Genomic DNA, 19613 nt, shown 5'->3' on the forward strand with positions numbered 1-19613 from the left:
TTTCGGAGAGGATCACGATGCACACCCAGACTACCGCCCCTGCGGGGGTTGTCCTCAAGCCCGTTCGGCTGAACTTCGCCGGTGTCTGCATCTACTGCGGTGGGCGCGACTGCGTGGCGGCCCGCTGCATCGCCGCGCACGAGGCGTCGCAGTGGGAAGTCTGCCGCAACTGCAACGGCGCCGGGTTCCAGTTCGGGTCTGAGGATGACCCGTGCTTCTGCTGCTTCGGTCTGGTCGAGGTGGCGCTGCCGTTCCCGTTCAACCTGGCCGCGTTCGACGCCGCCACCGTGTCCCCGGCGCTGGCCGATTCCGTGGAGAAGCCGCACGAGGTCGGCGGTTCCGGTGTCGTCACCGGGGCGCGGCTGGTCTGCTACGGCAGCGACGCCGACAACCTGGTGTACGTGTGGGAGAAGCGGTGACCTCTCCCGCTTCTTCGGTGGCGCGCGATCCTGTGCCTGTCCGGCCGGGGTCGCGTGCCGACCGGTTGGCGATGCCGATCGCCCGTGACGTGCTCAAGGGCTTGGCCGAAAACAACGGCGTGTGTGTGAACCCGATGCCGTTCCGGCGTACCGATCTGGAGACCGGCCGGACCGAGGTCGTCGACATCCCGTGCCGGGCGCGGCTGGCGTCCAAGTGCAAGCCGTGCGCCGAGCGTGAGCGGCGTCTTCGGCGTCAGCAGATCCGCGAGGGCTGGCACCTGGACGACGAACCGGCCGTGCCGGTGGAGCTGCCCGCCGACGACGTGATCGCGCTGGTGACCACGCGGGCGCATCTGGAGTTCGACCGCGCAGCCCTCGCGTTCGAGCAGCTGGCCCCTGCGGAGCGGGCCGCGCAGCTGGCCGACATCGACGCCGCCGCTGCCGACATCGATGAGCAGCTGGCGACGTGCCGCATCCGTGGCGCCCTGGTCCCCAACCCCGACGCCGTCCCGAAGCGGGTCCGGTCGACCCGCCGCCGGGCAGATGCGGTGGACCTGCCGAAGCTGCCGGTGGAGGCGAAGACGGTCGGCCGGGTCTACCGCGGTCGCGACGGCAAGACGCACCGGCCCTCGACCCTGCTCACTCTCACCCTGGGTTCGCATGGTGCGGTGCACTCGGCGCATCGTCGCGGCAACTGGGTCGCGCAGTGCGAGTGCGGTCGGCTGCACGCCGACTGGGACCCGCTGATCGGCACCCCGGTCGACCCCGACAGCTACGACTACCGCCGGGCGGCCCTGGACGCGATCCACTTCGCGCGGGTCCTGGACCGGTTCTGGCAGAACCTGCGCCGGGCGGCGGGCTGGAACGTGCAGTACGCCGGGGCGGTGGAGTTGCAGAAGCGGTTCGCTCCGCACGCGCACTTCGCGGTGCGTGGCACGGTTCCGCGTGCGCTGATGCGGCAGGTCGCGGCCGCGACGTACCACCAGGTGTGGTGGCCGCACTTCGACCAGCCCGTGTACGACGTCGGCGGGAAGGTGCCGGTGTGGAACGTCGAGGTCGGCGCCTACTGCGACCCGCACAGCGGCGCTCCATTGGCGACGTGGCAAGCCGCCCTTGACGCCCTGGACGACGAGGACGCCACCCCCGCCGATGTGATCCGGCTCGGCCGGGTGGACGCGCGAGGGATCGAGCACGGGACGAAGGACGCTGAGCGGGCGATCCGGTACGTGACGAAGTACCTGACCAAGGACCTGGTCGACGCCACGCACGCCCGCACCGACCCGCAGCAGGCGCACTTCGACCGGCTGCACGCCGAGCTGTCGGTGCTGCCGTGCTCTCCGACGTGCTCCAACTGGCTGCTGTACGGCGTGCAGCCGGACGGCGCCAAGCCTGGGCTCACCCCGGGCCGCTGCGCCGGGAAGGTCCACCAGCGCACGACGCTCGGGTTCACCGGACGCCGGGTCCTCGTGTCGCGCCAGTGGTCGGGCAAGACCCTGGCCGACCACCGCGCCGACAACCGCGCCTGGGTCCGCACGGTTCTGGCCGGCGCCTTAGCCGACGACGAGACGCCCCAGCCCGAGGACACCCGCCGCTTCACCTTCGAGCGGGCACGGCCCGAAGACCCGGACGTGGACAGCCTCGCTGTGCGGCTCATGCGCTCCATCTCCGAACGCCGCCGCTGGCACACCGAACTCGAACACGCCCGCACCACCGCACTACCAACCAGCACCGCCCAACTCACCCTCGCCGCTTGACCTGGAGAAAGCCGTGAACCGTCTCGACCGTGAGTCCATGCCCCTGCTCCTGGAGGTCCCTGCGGCGGCGAAGCTGCTGGGCATCTCCCGTTCCGCCGCCTACCGGGCCACCGCGTCCGGCGAACTGCCCTCCCGCCGCCTCGGCGGCCGGGTCTACGTCGTCACCGGCAAGTTGCTCGACCTCGTGGAGGAGTCATGACCACTGCCGCGCTCTGGTCAATCCAGGAGACCGCCTCTTACCTGCGGCTTCCGGTCGGGACGCTGTACCAGTGGCGATACCGCAAGACCGGCCCAAGGTCGTACAAGGTCGGTCGGCACCTGCGGTACGACCCGGCCGAGGTCCGCGCATGGCTCGCCAAGCAGGTGGGCTGACGTGGGTAGCGTGGACAAGCGCGTCCGGAACGGCAAGACGACCTACCTTGCCCGCTGGCGTGACGACGCGGGCCGCCAGCGGAAGAAGGCCTTCGACCGGAAGGTCGACGCAGACAGGTACCTCAAGGAGATCGAAGCTGACCTGCTCCGGGGTCAGTACGTCGATCCCACCGACCGCACGACGGTGATCGAGTACGCGCGGGTGTGGGCTGCTGGCCGGGTTCACCGCCCGACCACTGCCCGCCGCGTAGCTGGCCAGATCGAGAAGCACATCGCCGGAACGTCTCTCGGCAACCGGCGTCTCGCAGCCGTCCTGCCCTCGGAGGTGCAGGCGTGGGCTGCGGGCCGCGCCAAGGTCCTCTCACCCACGACGCTCCGGAACCTGGTCGGGCTGCTGCGGTCCATCTACGCCGCAGCGGTCCTTGACCGCCTGGTTGGCCGCTCCCCCGTCGTCCGGGTATCGCTACCTGCGGCGCATCGGGAACGGATCGTGCCGCTGACCGTGCGCGAAGTGGTGCTCCTTGTTTCGGCAATGCCTGATCGGAACCGCGCGATGGTGGTCACGCAGGCCGGGCTCGGTCTCCGCATCGGGGAGCTGCTGGGCCTGCGCAGGGTCGACATCGACTTCGACCGCCAGACGGTCCGCGTCGAGTTCCAGATCGCTCCTGCGTCAAAGGTCCGCTCGGAGCCGAAGACCAGGCGTAGCCGCCGGACGGTGCCGCTGCCGCAGGTCGTCGCCGACGCTCTGACCAACCATCTCGGCAAGTACCCTGCGGCCGAGGACGGCACGCTGTTCACGACCCGCTTCGGCGCGGCCTACAGCCACAACTACTACGGGACGGTCATCTTCCGGACGGCCGTCCGCAGAGCTGGGCTCCCCAGCACCGTCACGTCACACGACCTGCGGCACCACTACGCCTCGGTACTGCTGGCGCAGGGCGAATCGGTGGTCGCGGTCGCCGAACGGCTCGGGCACGAGAACGCCAACCTGGTGCTGTCGACGTACGGCCACCTGATGCCGGACTCGGAGGCACGGACCCGGAAGGCGATCGATGACGCGTGGTCATGTGCCCCGGATGTGCCCCAGGACGAGGGGCACAATCCGTGAGCTGGTGAAACGGGCCGCTTTCAGACGTTGAAGCGGAACTCCACCACGTCGCCGTCGGCCATGATGTATTCCTTGCCCTCGATGCGGACCTTGCCCGCCGCCTTCGCGGCCGACATGGACCCGGCGGCCATCAGGTCGTCGTACGCGACGATCTCGGCCTTGATGAAGCCGCGCTGGAAGTCGGAGTGGATGACCCCGGCCGCCTCGGGCGCCGTCGCCCCGACCGGGACGGTCCAGGCGCGTGCCTCCTTCGGCCCCGCGGTGAGGTAGGTCTGGAGCCCCAGCGTGCCGAACCCGACCCGGATGAGCTGGTTGAGGCCCGGCTCGGACTGCCCGATCGACGCCAGCATCTCGGCGGCGTCCTCCGGCGACAGGTCGATCAGCTCGGACTCGATCTTGGCGTCCATGAAGACGGCCTCGGCCGGGGCGACCAGGGCGCGCAGCTCGTTCAGGAAGTCCTCGTTGCCGAGCTCGGCCTCGTCGACGTTGAAGACGTACAGGAACGGCTTGGCGGTCATCAGGTGCAGCTCGCGCAGCTCGGCCAGGTCGATGCCGGCCTTCGCGGCCCCGGCGAACAGGGTCGTGCCGCTGTCGAGCACCTCGCGGGCGGCCTTGGCGGCGGCGAAGATGCCCGCGCGCTCCTTCTTGACCTTGGCTTCCTTCTCCAGCCGGGGCAGCGCCTTCTCGACGGTCTGGAGGTCGGCCAGCATCAGCTCGGTGTTGATCGTGTCGATGTCGTCCTTCGGCGAGACCTTGCCGTCGACGTGTACGACGTTGGGGTCGCTGAAGGCCCGCACCACCTGGCAGATCGCATCGCAGTCGCGGATGTTCGCGAGGAACGCGTTGCCTCGGCCCTGGCCCTTGGAGGCGCCCTTGACCAGGCCGGCGATGTCGGTGAAGCTCACCGGCGCGGGCAGGATCTTCTGCGAGCTGTACATCTCGGCCAGCTTGTCCAGCCGCGGATCGGGCAGCCCGACGACGCCGACGTTGGGCTCGATGGTGGCGAACGGGTAGTTCGCCGCGAGCACGTCGTTGCGGGTCAGCGCGTTGAACAGGGTGCTCTTGCCGACGTTGGGCAGGCCGACGATACCGATGGAAAGGCTCACGAGCAGCGAGTCTATCGGGCCGTATTCGCCATCTTTTGATCTTGCGTATGGGAATTACCCTCGCCACCATGTCGACCTCCCTGCGACACGGCCTGACGCGGCGCGTGGCGCACGTACGGGCCCTGCGCTGGCGCGCCGCGATCCCGCTCGCCGGGTTCGCCGTCGCCCTGGGCATGCTCTGCTGGGGAGTGCTGCTGCCCATCGCCGACGCACTGTGGGCGCGCGCCTTCGGTGTCGCCGGTCACGTCGCGGACGTCTCCTGCACCCCGCACCAGAGCGGGAAGACTGTCGTGTACTACTGCTCGGGCACGTTCCGCACCGAGGACGGATCGATCGCCATACCCGGGGTGTCGATGCTGCCCACCTCGGACCGCGACCTGACCGGGTCGTCCGTCACCGCCTGGGTGAGCCGCGACCGGGCGGGCACGGCGCACACCGCCGAGACCAACTGGCTGCTCCAGCCCCTGATCGTGCTCGGCCTGACCGCCGTGGCGCTGGGCCGCCTGTGGCAGTGGGCAACCCCGGACCGCTCAACCAACCCCAAACCCCGCCACTCCCCCACCCGCCCCAAAGTCATCGCCAAACGCCCCCGCCCCTGACCCACCCCCACCGCCCCACCGCCCCACCGCCCCACCGTGCGTCGATCATGAAGTTATGGGCGGGACACACCGTCGAACACGCCCATAAGTTCATGATCGACGGACTGGGGCGGGGTGGGGTGGGGTGGGACGGTGGGGTCCGTTTTCCGCTAGCGGGTGGGTGGGGGGCGGGGGAGAGTGGGGGTGTGGACAGTGAAGACGGGCGGTACCGGGCTGTGAAGAGCCGGGACGGGCGGTTTGACGGGAGGTTCTGGATCGGGGTCACCTCGACCGGGATCTACTGCCGGCCGTCGTGTCCCGCGCGGACGCCCAAGGCGGAGAACGTGCGGTATTTCGTCAGCGCCGCCGCTGCGGCGCGCAGCGGATACCGGGCGTGCCGGCGGTGCGCGCCGGACGCGGTGCCGGGGTCGCCGCAGTGGGACAGCCGGGCCGACGTCACCGCGCGGGCGGTGCGGCTGATCGGCGACGGCGTCGTGGACCGGGGCGGGGTGCCGGCGCTGGCGCAGCGGCTCGGGTACACCGAGCGGCACCTGAACCGGCTGCTCACCGACGAGCTCGGGGCCGGGCCGCTGGCCCTGGCGCGGACGCAGCGGGCGCAGACGGCCAAGACGCTGATCACCAACACGGGGCTGAGCCTGTCGGAGATCGCGTTCGCGGCCGGGTTCGGCAGCATCCGCCAGTTCAACGACACCATCCGCGAGGTGTACGGCTGCGCCCCGTCCGAGCTGCGTCGGGGCACCCCGCGCGCCGACGGCACCATGGCGCTGCGGCTGAGCTACCGGCCGCCCCTGCACGCGGCCTCGCTGCTGGCCTACCTCGGCGCGCGGGCGGTCACCGGCGTCGAGTCGTACGACGGCGAGGCCTACACCCGGACGCTGACCCTGCCGCACGGCACCGCGACGGTGACGCTGCGGCCCGGCGACGGCTGCGTGCACGCCGAGCTGAGCCTGGCCGACGTACGCGACCTGACCCCGGCGGTGGCGCGCTGCCGCCGCCTGCTCGACCTGGACGCCGACCCCGTCGCCGTCGACACCGTGCTGGGCGCCGATCCCGCGCTCGCCCCGCTGGTCACGGCCTTTCCGGGGGTACGGCTGCCGCGCAGCGTGGACGGGTTCGAGGTGGCGGTGCGGGCCGTGGTCGGCCAACAGATCAGCGTCGCCGGGGCCCGGACCGTGCTGGGGAAGCTGTGCCGCGACGGCGTCTTCCCCGACCCGGACCGGCTGCTGGCCCTGCCGGACGAGGCGTTCGCCATGCCGACGGCCCGGCGCGCGACGCTGCGGCGGCTCGCCGAGGCGGTACGCGACGGGCTGCTGCTCGACGGCGGCAGCGACCGGGCCGCCACCCGCGCGGCCCTGCTCGCACTTCCCGGCGTCGGCGAGTGGACCGCGGACTACATCGCGCTGCGCGCCCTGGGCGACCCGGACGTGCTGCTGCCCACCGACCTGGGCACGCGCCGGGGCGCCAAGGCGCTCGGGCTGCCCGACGACCCCGCCGCCCTGCTGCGGCACGCCGAGCGCTGGCGGCCCTGGCGCTCGTACGCCCAACTGCGACTCTGGAGCCAAGCATGATCACGATCAAGACGCCCTTCGGCCCGTTCTCGATGTCCGGCGACGGCACCTCGGTCACCGCGGCCGCGTTCGCCGACGACCCGCAGCCCCTGGTCGCGGGCACGCCCGACGGGCCGGTGCCGCAGGCGGCGGTGGACGCGGTGCGCGCGTACTTCGACGGCGACCTCGCCGCCGTGGACGCGGTGCCCGTGGTGTGGCGGGGCACCGACTACCTCCAGCAGTGCTGGAAGGTGCTGCGGGAGGTGCACGAGCCGGTGACGTACACGCGGCTGGCGGAGCTGACCGGGCGACCGGCGGCGGTGCGCGCGGCGGCGCAGGGGTGCGCCCGCAACCAGGTCGGGCTGTTCGTGCCGTGCCACCGGGTGCTGCGTACCGACGGCTCGCTGGGCGGGTTCCGCTGGGGCCTGGACGTCAAGCGCGGCCTGCTCGCCCACGAGGCCGCCCACCGCCCCTGACCCGTACCACCCCCGCGCCCACGTCACCGTGGCCACGTCACCGTGGCCACCACCTCACGGGGTTTTTCATAGACGTTGGCCTATCTCATCGACTCCAAGAAGATCGAACTCGATGAGATAGGCCAACGTTTATGAAAAACGGGGTGGGGACGCGGGGTGGGGACGAGTGCCGACAGGTGCGGAGCGGCCACACACCGCAGTCTCCTCCGATTTCCTACTAGACCGATAGGAGTTGCGGAGATATCGTGTCCTGGTATCGCCGAGTCGCTCGTGGAGGGTTCCGTGCCGCGAACATTCCGATGTCATCGTTCGTTCGCCCACCAGCCCACCCGCAGACAAGCAACGACCAGGAGATCCGAGATGACGACCCTGCTGACCGAGCCCACCCCCGCCGTATCGCCGACGTCTACCACGATCACCCTGCCCGTCTCGGCCCTCGGCGACGACGCCGGCCAGCCGCTGACCGTCACGCTCACCCTCAAGCTGACCGGCCCGGACGCCGAGCACGCCGCGACCCGGCTGGTGCACGCCCTCGCCGACGCCGAGCCGCTGCGCGGCCTGCCGGAGCTGGCCGCGCCGACGGTCGACGGCGAGCTGGTCTCCCCCACCGCGCCGGTCGTCATCGACCTGGTCAGCCGCAGCATCCTGATCCGGGGGCGCGCGGTGCGGTTCACCCGGCGCGAGTTCGACCTGCTGCACTTCCTGGCCCGGCACCCGGGCGCGGCGTTCACGCGGCTCCAGTTGATGCGGGCGGTGTGGGGGCACGAGTTCAGCGGCGAGCGCACCGTGGACGTGCACGTGCGGCGGGTGCGGGCGAAGCTCGGCGAGCACGGCGGCACGCTGACCACGGTGCACGGGTTCGGATACCGGCTGGAGACGCCGAACGGCATCGCCGTGCACCGCTGAGTCGCAGTAGGGTCTGTCGCCATGGCAGACGAGAAGAACAACGGCGGTCCGGCCGCCGAGGCCGAGCCCGCCGACGACCTCAAGGTGACCCGCCACGAGCGGGGCGGGCTGCGCTACACCGCGACCGCGGGCCGGGTCGTGCTGCGGGGCGAGTCGCACACCGACGACGCGTTCGACGGGCACAAGGCGAAGGCCGAGATGTTCGTCGTGGCGTACACGCTCGACGGCGCCGACCCGGCGACCCGGCCGGTCACCTTCGCCTTCAACGGCGGGCCGGGCTCGTCGAGCGTGTGGCTGCACCTCGGCCTGCTCGGACCGCGCCGGGTGGTGATGGGCGATGCGGGCGCGCTGACCCCGCCGCCGTACGGGCTGACCGACAACCACGAGACGCTGCTGCACCACTCCGACCTGGTCTTCATCGACCCGGTGTCGACCGGCTACTCGCGGGCGGTCAAGGGCGGCAAGAGCAAGGACTACCACGGCTTCACCGGTGACGTGGAGAGCGTGGCGGAGCTGATCCGGCTGTGGACGTCGCGCGAGGGCCGCTGGGCGTCGCCGAAGTACCTGTGCGGGGAGTCGTACGGCACGCTGCGCGCCGCCGCGCTCGCCCACCACCTCCAGGAGCGCCACGGCATGTGGCTCAACGGCCTGATGCTCGTCTCCAGCGTCCTCAACATCGGCACCCTGGAGTTCCACCCGCACCTGGACGTGGCATACCCGCTGTTCCTGCCGACGTACGCGGCGATCGCGCACTACCACGGGCTGCACGGCGACCGGCCGCTGCGCGAGGTGCTCGACGAGGCCGAGGCGTTCGCCGACCGGGCCTACCCGTGGGCGCTGGCGCGCGGCGCGCGGCTCACCGAGCCTGAGCGGACCGCCGCGATCGGCCAGCTGGCGCGGCTCACCGGCCTGACCGAGGACTATGTGGACCGGGTGGACCTGCGGCCCGAGCACGTCCGCTTCTTCACCGAGCTGCTGCGCTCGCGGCGGCGTACGGTCGGGCGGCTGGACGGCCGGTTCCTGGGGTGGGACGCCGACTACGGGCGCGAGCACTGGACTTCCGACCCGTCCTTCGACGCGATCATGGGGCCGTACACCGCGTCGATCAACCAGTACCTGCGCGGCGAGCTCGACTACGCCAACGACCTGCCGTACCGGACGCTGTCGGGCGACGTGCACCCGTGGTCGTACAAGGAGTTCGAGGGCCAGCACGTGAACGTGGCCGACAAGCTGGCCGCGGCGATGCGCGCCAACCCCCACCTGCGGGTGCAGGTCGCCTGCGGCTACCACGACGGCGCCACGCCGTACTACGCCTCGGAGCACACCTTCGCGCACCTGGAGATCCCCGCCGAGCTGCGCGGCAACATCGAGTTCAAGTACTACGAGGCCGGCCACATGATGTACGTCCACGAGCCGAGCCGCCTGGCCCAGTCCCAGCACCTGGCCGACTTCATCGTGGGTTGAGTCCCGCGGGGATCGCGGCGGCCGGTCGAGCCGCCCCCGCGCCGCCTGCCGTCCCCGGAGCCGCTGGTCGCCGCCTCCGGGGACCGGGCGGGCCGGGTCAGCGCGCCCAGGGGTTGTCGTCGACCACGGGCTTGGCGTAGGCGAGCTCCGCCTCCGGCTTGACCATGAACCGCAGCCCCTCGGGCATGAAGGTGACCTCGTTCTCGGTGTCGTTCTCGAAGAACGAGGTCAGGTTCTCGACCGTCCGGGGCTGGCCGGTCAGGTAGAGCGCGAACACGCGGTGGTGCGGCACGGCCGTCTCGGTGACGACACTGCCGTTGATGCACTTGATGGTGTACAGCGAGGACGACTCCAGCGCACCGCGCTTGCAGCTGAGCTCGACGCCGTGCAGGAGCTTGAGCTCCTCCTTCTGGTCCGCGGTGATCGGTGCACCGGTGCGGGCCACGGTGAAGTGGTCCAGTGCCGCCATGCTCTCGGTGCGCACCACGGTGACGGTCTCCTGCTGCCGGTCGTTGCCGGGGAACGTGGTGCAGCGCAGCAGCTCCTGGGTGAAGGCGTGCCAGGTGACGACGGCCCGCCGCAGGTTCAGCTCGTACGCGTCGGTCGACATGTTGCCCCGGGGCAGGCCCAGGATCTCGGTGCGGTACGTCCGGATGTCGCCGAGCGCCTCGGCCGCCGTCTTGGGGGCGTCGTGTATCGACTTCCAGAAGTAGCCGTCGGCGGTCGGGGCGGTGCGCTGGCGGACCAGGAACTCCTTGACGACCTGCACCATCTTGGCCCAGGACGACGCTTTCACGCCCTTGGCGTACCCGATGATCAGCCCGATGACGGCGTCGTGGTCGTCGGGGTACGTGGCCCTGACGTACTGCTCGAACGCGGCCACCGCCGAGCCCTGGCCGCGCAGGGTGCCGAACTGCCGCCCGGTGGGGTCGGAGAGCAGGTAGGCGTCGTGCGGGTCGGCCTGCACGAGGTCCTGCGACAGCAGCGCGCCGACCCCGGCGGCCTGTAGCCCTGCGATGTGCTGCTCCAGCTCGGTGATGTACGCGTTGGTCCAGTTCTCGGCGGTCATGGCGGCGCGCAGCGGCATGGCTTCTCCCGGTGAGGGTGGGACGTCTCGCGGTGGAAGAGTCCGCGGCGCCGTGCCCTGATACCGGATGTCGACATCCCGATCCGGTACCGGCCGCGCTCAGCCCGCCGCCCGGTGAAGATTTCGACCATCTCTCAAAGATTCTATGCAAGACATCTTCAGAGATAGATGGACTTCGTATAAATTCGTGCCGTCACGTTTCCCTCTTCCCCCCGAGAGGCACACATGAACGGCAACAACGGCGCGCGCCGCCGTACCCTGCTGGCCGCGGCTGTCGGCCTGGCCGCGGCCCCCTTCGCGGTCGGCGCCCCCGCCTTCGCCGCGGTGCCGAAGGTCTACCTGGACCCCGGGCACGGCGGCACCGACGCGGGCGCGGTCGCCAACGGCCTGCAGGAGAAGACGCTCACCCTCAACATCGCCCTCCAGACCCGCGACATCCTGAAGGCGAACTGGAACGTCGACGTGCGGATGTCGCGCACCACCGACATCACGCGCAGCCTGGTGTACCGCACCGACGACGCCAACGCCTGGGGCGCGACGATCTTCGTCAGCATCCACATCAACGCGGGCGGCGGCACCGGGTTCGAGAGCTACCGCTACCCGGGCGTCGGCGCCACCACGCAGCGCCTGCAGAGCACCGTGCACTCGAACGTGCTGTCGCAGATGCGGACCATCTCGTCGATCACCGACCGCGGCCTGAAGTCCGCCGACCTGCACGTGCTGCGCGAGAGCGCGATGCCCGCCGTGCTGACCGAGAACCTGTTCATCGACACGGTCGCCAACGCCAACCTGCTCAAGCGGGCCGACTTCATCACCGCCACCGCCCGGGGCCACGCCAACGGCATCGCCGCCTTCCTGGGCCTCTGACACCGGTCCGGCTTGAGCGGAGCCGACCGTGAAGAAGGGCACCTTCCACCGCGTACAGCGGTCAGAAGGTGCCCTTCCTTACGTCAAAACTCAGGCGGCGGCCTTCATGTCGCGCTTGAGCTCCTGGGGCAGCGAGAAGGTCAGCCGCTCCTGCACCGTCAGGACCTCCTCCACGTCGGCGAAGCCCAGCTCGGCCAGGCGGCCCAGCACCTCGGTGACCAGCTCCTCCGGCACGCTGGCGCCCGACGAGAGGCCGACCGTCGTCGCGCCCTCCAGCCAGGCCGGGTCGATCTCGTGCGCGAAGTCGATCAGGTGGCCCTGGCGGGCGCCCGCCTGCACCGCGACCTCGACCATGCGGACCGAGTTCGACGAGTTGCGCGAGCCGACGACCAGCACCACGTCGCAGTCGGGCGCGATCTGCTTCATCACCTGCTGGCGGTTCTGCGTCGCGTAGCAGATGTCGTCGCTGGGCGGCGACTGGAGCAGCGGCAGCTTCTCCTTGAGCCGGGCCACGGTCTCCATCGTCTCGTCGACGCTGAGCGTCGTCTGCGACAGCCAGACCACCTTCTCCGGGTCGCGCACGGTGACGTTGGCGACACCGTCGGGGCCGTCGACGAGCTGGATGTGCCGCGGGGCCTCGCCGGAGGTGCCGATGACCTCCTCGTGGCCCTCGTGCCCGATCAGCAGGATGTCGTAGTCCTCGGCGGCGAACCGGCGGGCCTCGTGGTGCACCTTGGTGACCAGCGGGCAGGTGGCGTCGATGGCCTTCAGGTTGCGCTCGCGGGCCTGCTCGTGCACCTCGGGCGCGACGCCGTGCGCCGAGAAGATGACGGTCGCGCCCTCGGGGACCTCGAAGTTCTCCTCGACGAAGATCGCACCCTTGGCCTGGAGCGTGGAGACGACGTGCTTGTTGTGCACGATCTCCTTGCGGACATAGATCGGAGCGCCGTAGAGCTTCAGGGCCTCCTCGACGGTCTGCACCGCCCGGTCGACGCCCGCGCAGTAACCACGGGGCTTGGCGAGCAGGACACGCTTGCGAGGAGTCTCGAACACCCGACCATCGTACCGTCGGCCTATGGTGAGCCGGTGACTGAGCAGAGCACCCCCGAGCAGCCTTGGCCCGTTCGGGTGATCAGCCAGAAGATCAATGCCTGGATCGGCCGCCTCGGCTGGGTATGGGTCGACGGCCAGGTCGCGCAGCTGTCGCGCCGCCCGGGTTCCAGCACGGTGTTCCTCACCCTGCGCGACCCGTCGGCCGACCTCAGCCTGACCGTCACCGCCAGCCGCGACGTGCTCGACGCCGGGGCGCCGCAGCTCACCGAGGGTGCCCGGATCGTGGTGCACGCCAAGCCGGAGTGGTTCGCCCAGCGCGGCACGCTGAGCCTGCGCGCCGACGAGATCCGCCAGGTCGGCCTGGGCGAGCTGCTGGCCCGCCTCGAACAGCTCAAGAAGCTGCTCCAGGCCGAGGGCCTGTTCGACCCGCGCCGCAAGCGCAAGCTGCCGTTCCTGCCCAACCGGATCGGCCTGATCACGGCGCGGGCCAGCGCGGCCGAGCGCGACGTGCTGACCAACGCCCGGCGCCGCTGGCCGTCGGTCGACTTCAGGGTGGTCCCGGTCACCGTGCAGGGGCCGACCGCGGTGCCCTCGATCATCGGGGCGCTGCAACTGCTGGACGCCGACGAGTCCGTCGACGTGATCATCATGGCGCGCGGCGGCGGCTCGGTGGAGGACCTGCTGCCCTTCAGCGACGAGGCGCTGTGCCGCGCGGTGTTCGCCTGCCGTACGCCGGTGATCTCCGCGATCGGCCACGAACCGGATACCCCGCTGGTCGACTGGGTCGCCGACGTGCGCGCGTCGACGCCGACCGACGCCGCCAAGCGGGTGGTGCCCGACCTCGCCGACGAGATCCGGCTGATCGGGCAGGCCCGGGGGCGGCTGGAGCGGGCCGTACGCCACCGCGTCGAGCGGGAGCAGCAGCGGCTCGACAGCCTCCGCAGCCGGCCGTCGCTGGCCCGGCCGTACCAGATGGTCGAGCAGCGGGCGGCCGAGGTGACCGCGCTGCGCGACCGGGCCGGGCGGTCGCTGGGCAACCGGCTGCACCGCGCCGAGAACGATCTGCACCACACCCTGGCCCGGCTGCGCGCGCTGTCGCCCGCGGCGACGCTGGCCCGCGGGTACGCCATCGTCCAGCGTGCCGACGGGCACGTGGTGCGGGCGGCCGGCGAGGTGGCCAAGGGCGACGCCCTCAGAGTGCGGCTGGCCGAGGGCGAGGTCGCCGCTACCGTGAACGGAACCGAGAAGGGGAAGGCATGACCGAGCAGCTGTCGTACGAGCAGGCCCGCGCGGAGCTGGCCGAGGTGGTGCAGAAACTGGAGTCCGGCGGCGGCACCCTGGAGGAGTCCCTGGCCCTCTGGGAGCGCGGCGAGAAGCTCGCCGGGATCTGCCAGACCTGGCTCGACACCGCCAAAGCCAGACTCGACGCCGCCACCTCCCCGTCCTGACCCGCCAAGATCGCGCAAGTTGCCGGGCGATCGGGCGAAAGAGGCGTCAAGATACGCCCGATTGCCCGGCAACTTGGATGACCTTGAAGGTCAGCCGCGGGCGGCGATGCGGACGGCGACGAGGGTGAGCAGGGCGCCGGTGATGGTGAGGGCGTCGGGGCGGCCCGCCGCGCCGGGGGCGATCGCGTCGATCACCAGGGCGCCGAGGATCTGGCCCGCGATCATGCCCAGCCCGAGCAGCAGCACGCCGATGCGGTGCACCACCATCGCCGCGATCGCGATGAAGGTGATGCCGAGCGGCCCGCCCAGGTAGAGCCAGAACTGCGGGGGCAGGTTGCCGGGCGGGGCGCCGCGAAGCGCGTATTCGACAGCCAGGGCCAGCAGCAGCGCGCAGGTGCCGACGGCGAAGTTGATCAGGGTGGCGGGCCACGGCGAGCCCGCCGCCGCGGCCACCCGGCCGTTGACGCCCTGCTGCCAGGCCAGGCCGAGCCCCGCCAGCAGCGGCAGCACGGCCAGGCCGATCGCGCGCGGATCGCCGAGGTGGGTCGACACGGCGACGAACACCGCGACCACGCACAGCCCGGCCCCGACGAGCCGGTTGCGGGTCACGGGGCGTGCGCCGCCCGGCCCGATCCCCGCCCGGTCCACGGCCAGGCTGGACGTGGACTGCCCGGCGACCAGCGCCACGATGAACACCGACACCCCCAGCAGCGGCACGGTCAGGCCCTGGGTGGTGACCAGAAACGCGCCACACGCCCCGCCGACGCACTGCCACCAGCGCAGACCTCCGCCGCGTACGGCCGCGACGACCCGGCGCACGCCGGTGCGCATGAACGGCAGGGCGAACAGGAGCACGATGAGGCCGACGCCGAACGAGATCGTCGCCGCCGCGATGCCGTCGCCGAGCTGCCGACCGAGTTCGCCGTTGACACGTGACTGGAGGGCCAGGCCTGCTCCCGCCAGGACGGCCAGGCCGACGCCGGCGGCACGGGTGGTGCCGGTGTTCACGGTGAGGGGTGCCCGCTTTCAGTTGAAGTCGACGGCAGAATATCCCGCCAGCTTCTCCAGGCTGTGGTAGGAGTCGATCACCCGGATGGTGCCCGATTTGGACCGCATGACGATCGACTGGGTGTACGCCCCGTTGTCGCGGTAGCGCACGCCCCGCAGCAGCTCGCCGGAGGTGACGCCGGTGGCCACGAAGAAGACGTTCTCCCCGGTGACCAGGTCGTCGGTGGTGAGCACCCGGCTCAGGTCGTGCCCGGCCGCCAGCGCCTTCTCCCGCTCGGCCTCGTCGCGCGGCCACAGCCGCCCCTGCATCGCGCCGCCGATGCACTTGAGCGCGCAGGCGGCGGTGATGCCCTCCGGGGTGCCGCCGATGCCCATCAGCACGTCGACGTCGGACTGCTCGCGGGCGGCGGAGATGGCCCCGGCGATGTCGCCGTCGGAGATGAAGTTGATCCGCGCCCCGGCGTCGCGGACCTCGCGGACCAGGTCGGCATGGCGGGGCCGGTCGAGGATGCACACGGTCAGGTCCGATACGCGCACCCGCTTGGCCTTGGCGATGCGGCGCAGGTTCTCGGTCCAGCCCGCCGTGATGTCGATGGAGTCGGCCGCCTCGGGCCCGACGACCAGCTTCTCCATGTAGAAGACGGCGCTGGGGTCGAACATGGCGCCGCGCTCGGCGACCGCGAGCACGGCCAGCGCGTTGGGCATGCCCTTGCTCATCAGGGTGGTGCCGTCGATCGGGTCGACGGCGACGTCGACCTCGGGCCCGCTGCCGTCGCCGACCTGCTCGCCGTTGAACAGCATCGGGGCGTTGTCCTTCTCGCCTTCACCGATCACGACGACGCCGCGCATCGGCAGCGAGTTGATCAGTTTTCGCATGGCGTCCACGGCGGCTCCGTCGCCGCCCTCCTTGTCGCCGCGGCCGACCCAGCGGCCTGCCGCCATCGCCGCGGCCTCGGTCACGCGTACGAGATCCAGGGCCAGGTTGCGGTCGAGATCCTGGGGATTACGGGTGGTCATCATGCTGCTCCTCACCGTTGAAGCGCCTGCTCGCATCCTGTCATGCCGTCGACTGAACGTACGTTCGGGTTGTTGCGAACGGTGCCCTCGTGGCGGTGTGACCTGTGACATCGGCGAAGATGGTGGGGTGAGCACTGCACCCGTCGAGACCCAGCCGGCCCAGGTCCCCGCCTCCGGCGGCCGTACGCCCAAGGACATGGCGCTGTCGCTGGGCGTGCTGCTCGTCCCGGTGCTGCTGCTGGTGCTGGGCTACCGGCTGTTCTACGGCTGGAACGACGCGGTGACCGTCGACCCGACCGCGGCGATCGAGAGCGCGGGCCGGGCCAGCATGGCCCCGCTGCCCGGCGCGGTCGCGCCCGACGGCTGGCAGACGGTCACGGCGAAGTGGGCCGACGGCAAGCTGCGCATCGGGTACCTCGACCCGGACAACCGGGGCGCGCGGCTGGTGCAGGCGCGCATCGCGGCGGCGGAGCTGGTCAAGGCCGAGCTGGGCGACAAGGCCCAGCCCGGCGCGCAGGAGTCGGTCGGCGGGGTGACCTGGCAGCGCTACCACACTCCGGACGACGAGGACGCCCTGGTCCGCACGTCCGGCGACACCGCGATCCTGCTGGTGGGTCGCGGCGTCGACCTGGTCGAGCTGGCGGCGGCGGTCTCGCGCTGACCGCGCCCGGTCACGCGTCGCGGTAGCGCGCCGCGGTCTGCGCCAGCGTCTCGTCCAGCGGGGTCGGGGCCAGCCCGAAGGTGCGCTCGGTCAGCGACGAGTCCAGGCTGAACGGCGCCGCGAACTGGTAGTACGTCGCGCGCAGCTCCTTGACGATCGGCGAGAACAGCCCCATGCCCCACAGCACCGGGTACGGGATGCGCGAGATCTTCGGCGCGGGGGCGCCGATCAGCTCGTTGGCGCGGGCCGCCGCCCCGCGCACCGAGATCGCGGGCGGGGTCGGCACGAGCCAGGCCCGGCCCCAGGCGCGCTCGTCACCGGAGATCGCGGCCAGGGTGCGGGCCACGTCGGGGATGGCGGTCCAGCTGTGCGGGGCGTCCAGGTCACCCCAGGTGAAGGCGGTCGAGCCCTTGACCGTACGGGCCAGGACGTAGTCGCCCAGGGTGCTGTTGGCCTGGAAGCCGAGGTAGTCGCTGGCGCGGGCCTCGGTGACGCGGATGCGCCCGGCCCGGTGCAGCGCGAGCGCGTCCTCCCACATCCGGGCGCGCAGCCGCAGCTTCGGGTGCGTGGCCGCGAGCGGGGTGTGCTCGTCGATCGGGGCGGTGACGGGGCCGTAGCCGTACAGGTTGCCGGCGATGACCAGGACCGCGCCGCTGCGCTCGGCGGCCCGCAGCAGCGCGTCGGCCAGCGGCGGCCAGTCGGTCAGCCAGCGGTGGTACTGCGGGTTGGCGCAGTTGTAGAGGGCGGTGGCGCCCGCGGTCAGCTCGGACAGGCGGGCGGCGTCGGTGGCGTCCGCGGCGACGAGTTCGATGCCGGGCTCGGCCGGGCCGGTGCCCCGGCGGGTGATCACCCGGACGCGCTCACCCCGGGCCGCGAGCAGGCGGGCGGTGGTGGAGCCGACGGGTCCCGCGCCGACGATGACGTGCATCTCTGTCTCCCAGATCTCTGCATCTCTTAGAGAGCACCGCTCTCTGTTGAGACCATTGAACACATGTTCGTCGCATCGTGTCAAGAGCAGTGCTCTCTAAACGTTGCTATGCTCTAGCGATGACGGCGAAGAACCTGCGTGCCCGCGTACGCGACGAGCTGACCAGCGAGATCAAGACGATCGCGCGCCGCCAGCTGGCCACCGACGGGGCCGACCTGTCCCTGCGGGCCGTCGCCCGCGAGCTCGGCATGGTCTCCTCGGCCGTCTACCGCTACTTCCCCAGCCGCGACGACCTGCTCACCGCGCTGATCATCGACTGCTACAACGAACTCGGCGAGGCCGCCGAGCAGGCCGTCGCCACCGCCGGACCCGACAGCAGCCTGATGGAGCGCTGGCTGGCCGTCGGCCACGCCGTACGCGACTGGGCCCTGGCCCACCCCGCCGACTACGCCCTGATCTACGGCTCGCCGGTGCCCGGCTACCACGCCCCGCGCGACACCGTCGGCCCCGCCTCCCGGGTCACCATCCAGATGCTCGGCCTGCTCGTGCAGGGAGTGGCCACCGGCACGATCCCGGCCGATCCCGGCACCCCGCAGGTGCCGCCGGGGCTGGCGGCCGAGCTGGACCGGTTCGCCGAGCAGGTCCCCGGCGTCTCCCGGCGGCTGCTCGCCCGGGCCCTGACCGCCTGGTCGCAGATGTTCGGCGCGGTCAACTTCGAACTCTTCGGACGGCTCAACAATCTGATCGACGACAGCCGCCGCGAGCTGTACGACGTCCAGCTGCGGGCGATGGGCGAATACCTCGGACTCCAGTGACGGCCGCCGCATTGCCCGCCCGGCACGGGCACGACACACTGTCCGGGTGATCGTCGTCGCCGGAGAACATGTCGTGGATCTCGTCCCCGCCGGGGAGGGGCTGCTGCGTGCCGCGCTCGGCGGCGGACCGGCCAACACCGCCATCGCGGCGGCCCGGCTCGGCGCCCCGGTCGCGATGGCCGCGCGCCTGGGCCGCGACTCGTTCGGCACCGCGTTCCGCAACCGGCTCACCGGCTCCGGGGTCGACACCCGCTACCTGGTCAGCACGTCCCAGCCGTCGGCCCTGGCCCTGGCCTCGGTCGGCGACGACGGCGAGGCGCTGTACGACTTCTGGCTCGCCGGTGCCGCCGACTTCGGCTGGCGCGACCGCGAGCTGCCCGACCTGCCCGACGGCAGCACGATCCACATCGGCTCGCTCGCGGCGTTCCTGCCGCCCGGCGCGGACGCGCTGGAGCGCTGGGCGCTGCGCCACCGCGACCGCTGCACCATCACCTTCGACCCGAACGTGCGCAGCGTCGCGCTGGCCCGGCCCGACTCGCTGGTGCGGCTGGAGCGCCTGGTCGCGCTCTCCCACCTGGTACGAGCCAGCGAGGGCGACCTGGCCCACGCCTACCCGCACGTCCCGCCGCGCGAGACAGCGCACCGCTGGCTGGCCGCCGGCCCGAAGCTGCTCGTGCTGACCCACGGCGACGCGGGCGCCACCGCGATGACCGCCGAGCACGAGGTCAACGTCGCCGCCCCGGCGATCGGCATGGTCGACACCATCGGCGCGGGCGACACCGCGATGGGCGCCCTGCTCGCGTGGCTGCACGACGCCGGCCGCCTGCGCGACCAGCTCGCCCGCGAACTCGCCCCCGAGGCCCTGCGCCTGATGCTGCGCCACCTCTGCGACGCCGCCGCGCTGACCTGCACGCGGCCCGGCGCCGACCCGCCGACCCTGGACGAGCTCCGCGCCTTCCAACTCGTCTGAGGCGGCGC

General features: G+C 71.6%; 22 protein-coding genes. 16 read left to right on the forward strand and 6 right to left on the reverse strand.

Features of this window, described 5'->3' with window-relative positions:
• The first annotated feature begins 17 nt into the window (after positions 1-17).
• The 5 genes from Cs7R123_RS37605 to Cs7R123_RS37625 all read left to right on the forward strand — a co-directional run bounded on the left by Cs7R123_RS37605 (position 18) and on the right by Cs7R123_RS37625 (position 3653).
• Positions 18-419, forward strand: a complete 402-nt coding sequence (locus Cs7R123_RS37605; RefSeq protein WP_212833751.1) for a hypothetical protein — start codon at positions 18-20, stop codon at positions 417-419.
• A 71-nt stretch (positions 420-490) separates the two neighbouring features.
• Positions 491-2173, forward strand: a complete 1683-nt coding sequence (locus Cs7R123_RS37610; protein WP_244872390.1) for a replication initiator — start codon at positions 491-493, stop codon at positions 2171-2173.
• 37 nt (positions 2174-2210) lie between these two features.
• Entirely contained in the window at positions 2211-2372 is a 162-nt protein-coding gene (locus tag Cs7R123_RS37615; RefSeq protein ID WP_212833753.1) for a helix-turn-helix domain-containing protein, read from the forward strand.
• The gene (locus Cs7R123_RS37620) at positions 2369-2545 is read left to right on the forward strand and encodes an AlpA family transcriptional regulator (protein WP_212833754.1); all 177 of its coding nucleotides are present in this window, start codon (positions 2369-2371) and stop codon (positions 2543-2545) included. The genes Cs7R123_RS37615 and Cs7R123_RS37620 overlap by 4 nt, the downstream gene beginning before the upstream one ends.
• A gap of 10 nt (positions 2546-2555) precedes the next feature.
• Entirely contained in the window at positions 2556-3653 is a 1098-nt protein-coding gene (locus Cs7R123_RS37625) for a site-specific integrase (protein WP_244872391.1), read from the forward strand.
• 20 nt (positions 3654-3673) lie between these two features.
• Here the strand turns inward: Cs7R123_RS37625 and ychF are convergent, their stop codons facing one another.
• On the reverse strand, positions 3674-4759 hold the full coding sequence (ychF, locus tag Cs7R123_RS37630; RefSeq protein ID WP_212833756.1) for a redox-regulated ATPase YchF: 1086 nt from the start codon (positions 4757-4759) through the stop codon (positions 3674-3676).
• Positions 4760-4827: 68 nt separating this feature from the next.
• Here ychF and Cs7R123_RS37635 point away from each other — a divergent pair, with 68 nt between their 5' ends.
• The 5 genes from Cs7R123_RS37635 (at position 4828) to Cs7R123_RS37655 (ending at position 9751) form a co-directional block, all read left to right on the forward strand.
• On the forward strand, positions 4828-5358 hold the full coding sequence (locus Cs7R123_RS37635; RefSeq protein WP_212833757.1) for a hypothetical protein: 531 nt from the start codon (positions 4828-4830) through the stop codon (positions 5356-5358).
• A 185-nt stretch (positions 5359-5543) separates the two neighbouring features.
• Positions 5544-6926, forward strand: coding sequence for an AlkA N-terminal domain-containing protein (locus Cs7R123_RS37640; RefSeq protein WP_212833758.1), 1383 nt, complete (start codon positions 5544-5546; stop codon positions 6924-6926).
• Entirely contained in the window at positions 6923-7381 is a 459-nt protein-coding gene (locus tag Cs7R123_RS37645; protein WP_212833760.1) for a methylated-DNA--[protein]-cysteine S-methyltransferase, read from the forward strand. Before Cs7R123_RS37640 ends, Cs7R123_RS37645 begins: the two co-directional genes overlap by 4 nt.
• A gap of 360 nt (positions 7382-7741) precedes the next feature.
• Positions 7742-8287 (forward strand): winged helix-turn-helix domain-containing protein, encoded by a 546-nt coding sequence (locus Cs7R123_RS40950; RefSeq protein ID WP_212833762.1) that lies wholly within the window; start codon positions 7742-7744, stop codon positions 8285-8287.
• A 21-nt stretch (positions 8288-8308) separates the two neighbouring features.
• Complete coding sequence (locus Cs7R123_RS37655) at positions 8309-9751, forward strand: S10 family peptidase (RefSeq protein ID WP_212833764.1); 1443 nt, start codon at positions 8309-8311, stop codon at positions 9749-9751.
• 97 nt (positions 9752-9848) lie between these two features.
• Here the strand turns inward: Cs7R123_RS37655 and Cs7R123_RS37660 are convergent, their stop codons facing one another.
• Positions 9849-10838, reverse strand: coding sequence for a hypothetical protein (locus tag Cs7R123_RS37660; RefSeq protein ID WP_212833766.1), 990 nt, complete (start codon positions 10836-10838; stop codon positions 9849-9851).
• Positions 10839-11063: 225 nt separating this feature from the next.
• On the opposite strand from Cs7R123_RS37660, the gene Cs7R123_RS37665 reads away from it, so the two are divergent.
• A complete protein-coding gene (locus Cs7R123_RS37665; protein ID WP_212833768.1) occupies positions 11064-11705 on the forward strand; it encodes an N-acetylmuramoyl-L-alanine amidase in 642 nt (213 codons plus the stop codon).
• Positions 11706-11795: 90 nt separating this feature from the next.
• Here the strand turns inward: Cs7R123_RS37665 and Cs7R123_RS37670 are convergent, their stop codons facing one another.
• A complete protein-coding gene (locus Cs7R123_RS37670) occupies positions 11796-12782 on the reverse strand; it encodes a 4-hydroxy-3-methylbut-2-enyl diphosphate reductase (RefSeq protein ID WP_374707104.1) in 987 nt (328 codons plus the stop codon).
• A gap of 9 nt (positions 12783-12791) precedes the next feature.
• Here Cs7R123_RS37670 and xseA point away from each other — a divergent pair, with 9 nt between their 5' ends.
• Entirely contained in the window at positions 12792-14018 is a 1227-nt protein-coding gene (gene xseA, locus Cs7R123_RS37675; RefSeq protein ID WP_212833772.1) for an exodeoxyribonuclease VII large subunit, read from the forward strand.
• Positions 14015-14206 (forward strand): exodeoxyribonuclease VII small subunit, encoded by a 192-nt coding sequence (locus Cs7R123_RS37680; RefSeq protein WP_212833774.1) that lies wholly within the window; start codon positions 14015-14017, stop codon positions 14204-14206. The genes xseA and Cs7R123_RS37680 overlap by 4 nt, the downstream gene beginning before the upstream one ends.
• 90 nt (positions 14207-14296) lie before the next feature.
• Here the strand turns inward: Cs7R123_RS37680 and Cs7R123_RS37685 are convergent, their stop codons facing one another.
• A complete protein-coding gene (locus Cs7R123_RS37685; protein WP_212833776.1) occupies positions 14297-15214 on the reverse strand; it encodes a DMT family transporter in 918 nt (305 codons plus the stop codon).
• Positions 15215-15232: 18 nt separating this feature from the next.
• Positions 15233-16231 carry a class II fructose-bisphosphatase gene (glpX, locus tag Cs7R123_RS37690; RefSeq protein WP_212833778.1) on the reverse strand — a complete coding sequence of 333 codons (999 nt, stop codon included), beginning with the start codon at positions 16229-16231 and terminating at the stop codon, positions 15233-15235.
• A 127-nt stretch (positions 16232-16358) separates the two neighbouring features.
• On the opposite strand from glpX, the gene Cs7R123_RS37695 reads away from it, so the two are divergent.
• Positions 16359-16892 (forward strand): DUF4245 family protein, encoded by a 534-nt coding sequence (locus Cs7R123_RS37695; RefSeq protein WP_212833780.1) that lies wholly within the window; start codon positions 16359-16361, stop codon positions 16890-16892.
• 10 nt (positions 16893-16902) lie between these two features.
• Here the strand turns inward: Cs7R123_RS37695 and Cs7R123_RS37700 are convergent, their stop codons facing one another.
• Complete coding sequence (locus Cs7R123_RS37700) at positions 16903-17820, reverse strand: NAD-dependent epimerase/dehydratase family protein (protein WP_212833782.1); 918 nt, start codon at positions 17818-17820, stop codon at positions 16903-16905.
• Positions 17821-17939: 119 nt separating this feature from the next.
• Here Cs7R123_RS37700 and Cs7R123_RS37705 point away from each other — a divergent pair, with 119 nt between their 5' ends.
• Together Cs7R123_RS37705 and Cs7R123_RS37710 are read left to right on the forward strand one after the other, a co-directional pair.
• Positions 17940-18635: a TetR/AcrR family transcriptional regulator gene (locus Cs7R123_RS37705; RefSeq protein WP_212833784.1), complete on the forward strand. Its 696-nt coding sequence runs from the start codon at positions 17940-17942 to the stop codon at positions 18633-18635.
• A gap of 46 nt (positions 18636-18681) precedes the next feature.
• A complete protein-coding gene (locus Cs7R123_RS37710) occupies positions 18682-19605 on the forward strand; it encodes a carbohydrate kinase (RefSeq protein WP_212833786.1) in 924 nt (307 codons plus the stop codon).
• Positions 19606-19613: the final 8 nt, after the last annotated feature.

Origin of the sequence: Catellatospora sp. TT07R-123 (assembly GCF_018327705.1) — a bacterium.
Taxonomy (GTDB): domain Bacteria; phylum Actinomycetota; class Actinomycetes; order Mycobacteriales; family Micromonosporaceae; genus Catellatospora.